The sequence below is a fragment of the Polaromonas sp. genome, assembly GCF_030682935.1.
GTDB lineage: Bacteria > Pseudomonadota > Gammaproteobacteria > Burkholderiales > Burkholderiaceae_C > Polaromonas.
The window spans coordinates 1-2,240 of sequence record NZ_JAUXNA010000014.1 but is presented as its reverse complement, the minus strand read 5'-3'; the positions used below and the strand labels follow the sequence as shown (position 1 = coordinate 2,240).

Annotated in this window: 2 protein-coding genes and 1 pseudogene; all 3 read right to left on the bottom strand. The window is 64.8% G+C overall.

Annotated features, from left to right (window positions below; translation table 11 throughout):
* Positions 1–337, bottom strand: a pseudogene (locus tag Q8K05_RS00610) (pseudouridine synthase); the annotation flags it as partial.
* 18 nt (positions 338–355) lie between these two features.
* Positions 356–1,147, bottom strand: coding sequence for a tRNA (guanosine(46)-N7)-methyltransferase TrmB (gene trmB, locus Q8K05_RS00605; RefSeq protein ID WP_305244618.1), 792 nt, complete (start codon positions 1,145–1,147; stop codon positions 356–358).
* Between the two features lie 52 nt (positions 1,148–1,199).
* Positions 1,200–2,162 carry a tRNA glutamyl-Q(34) synthetase GluQRS gene (gene gluQRS / locus Q8K05_RS00600; protein WP_305244617.1) on the bottom strand — a complete coding sequence of 321 codons (963 nt, stop codon included), beginning with the start codon at positions 2,160–2,162 and terminating at the stop codon, positions 1,200–1,202.
* Positions 2,163–2,240 lie beyond the last annotated feature (78 nt).

Here is a 2,240-nt window from a genome sequence, read left to right as displayed (position 1 = left end):
CCGACGGGGTGACGGGCAGAAAATGTGGCTTGTCGGCCACCACCAGGTGCGCGTCCTGGAACAGCACGGTGGCTTCAAACGGAATGCGGGGCTCGGTGGGCAGCGCGCGGTAGTAGTACACGCGCAGGTGGCCGCGGTAGGGGCGCTTCGGCGTCACGGCTTCGCCAAATTCATCGACCACCAGGCCCTGCTGCATGCGGTCCAGCCAGACGTCCCGCGTGATGGCCGGAAACCGCTGCACCAGAAAATCAGTGATGGTGGGCCAGTCGCCAGCCGGCAGGCCGACGCAACTGGGGCTGACGCCGTCGCGTGTCGGTAGCGCGGGCAGCTTGCTCACGCCCGCACAGCAGCAGCGTTACACACGCTGGAACACCAGGTCCCACACGCCGTGGCCCAGCTTGATGCCGCGGTTTTCAAACTTGGTCAGCGGTCGGTAAGCGGGCTTGGCGGCGTAGCCATCGCTGCCTTCAGCGGTGTTTTTGAGCAGGGGCTCAGCGGTCAGCACTTCCAGAATCTGCTCGGCATACGGTTGCCAGTCGGTGGCGCAGTGCAGGTAGCCGCCGGGTTTGAGGCGGGCCGCCAGTTTGGCAATCAGCGGCGGTTGAATCAGGCGGCGCTTGTTGTGCTTCTTTTTGTGCCACGGGTCAGGAAAGAAAATATGCGCGCCATCCAGGCTGGCCAGCGGCAGCATGTGGTCAATCACCTCGACCGCGTCGTGCTGAAGAATGCGGATGTTGGCCAGGCCTTGCTCGTCAATGCGCTTGAGCAGCGCGCCCACGCCGGGTGTGTGGACTTCGCAGCACAGGAAGTGGGTGTGCGGCATCAGGGCGGCAATGTGGGCCGTCGCTTCGCCCATGCCAAAGCCGATTTCCAGTACCACTGGGTGCTGGCTTGGCTGGTCTTTCGAGTCATTTTGTGCTGTAGCCCCCGCCGGTTCTGCGAAAGCTGCTACAAAATCAAGAGCGACGGGCTGATAGGGCAGCAAAAACTGCGGCCCCAGGTCGGCAAACGCCCGGGTCTGGGCGCTGGTGGTGCGCCCGGCCCGGCGCACAAAGCTCCTGATGGTCTTGGGGTGGGCAATGTCGGCCGGGGCGAGGGAGGAGGGGGAAGTAGGGGTGTCGGTCACGGCTAGGTTGGCGATGTGCATGCGGTTGCGTAAAGTGTTGCCATTTTAGGCACCCATGGTCAGCGGTTAATTCTCAGGTGACTTTGGCCGCCCACTGCGCTACCCAGTTGGCCAGTGCGTCGGGCACGCGGCCCGATTGCGGCGCCAGGCCCAGCATGCCAGCAGCCTGGTTCAGCGCGGCCAGCGGGTCAGACAGGTCCAGCGCCTTGGCGCCGTTTTGCTTGGACAGCTTTTCGCCATTCGCACCCAGCACCAGCGGCGTGTGCAGGTAGCGCGGCGTCGCCACGCCCAAGGCGCGCTGCAGCAGGATTTGCCGCGCGGTGTTGTCGGCCAGGTCCTCGCCGCGCACGATGTCCGTGATGCCCTGGGCGGCATCGTCCACCACCACTGCGAGCTGGTAAGCCCAAAAACCGTCCGCTCGCTTGAGTACAAAGTCGCCCACGTCACGGCTGACGTTTTGCGCCTGGGGGCCCAAGCGCCGGTCGTGCCAGGCCAGTTCGGCCGCGTCGTGGTCTGAATGCACTATTGAATTAATAGCTGATTGCGCCCGTGTTGATTGGGCAAGAGGCTTATTTGATGCATGTTTTTGAGTAAAGAATCGCCAGGCCCGTCCAGGCTTTCCGTTCAAGCCCTGGCGGCAGGTTCCGGGGTAGACCAGCTCGCCGTGGCGTTCTTTGGCATGGCCGGTGCTGGCCAGGACCAGTGCGATGTCCTGGCGAGTGCAGCCGCAAGGGTAGGCCAAACCTGCGCTAATCAACTGATCCAGGGCGGCCTGGTAGAGTGCGCCGCGTTGCGACTGGTAAACCGGCGGCTCGTCGGGCCGCAGGCCGCAGGCACTTAACTGCGCAACAATGGTGTCAGCCGCGCCGGGCACGCAGCGCGGCATGTCCACGTCTTCTATCCGAACCAGCCACTGGCCGCCGTGCGCCCGGGCATCGAGCCAGCTGGCCAGTGCGGCTACCAGCGAGCCCGCGTGCAGCGGCCCGGTGGGCGAGGGCGCAAACCGGCCTTTATAGCCAGACAGATAACAAGCCATCAGCATGAAGGAACGGTGCTGGGGCTAACCCACCCGCGGCCGCCGCGCCGGGCCGCCCCAAGCAAGGCCAGCCCCCTC

Bases quoted from the DNA above. Each gene is read 5' to 3' on its own strand.
- trmB (WP_305244618.1), bottom strand. From the start codon at position 1,147: ATGCACATCGCCAACCTAGCCGTGACCGACACCCCTACTTCCCCCTCC.
- gluQRS (WP_305244617.1), bottom strand. From the start codon at position 2,162: ATGGCTTGTTATCTGTCTGGCTATAAAGGCCGGTTTGCGCCCTCGCCC.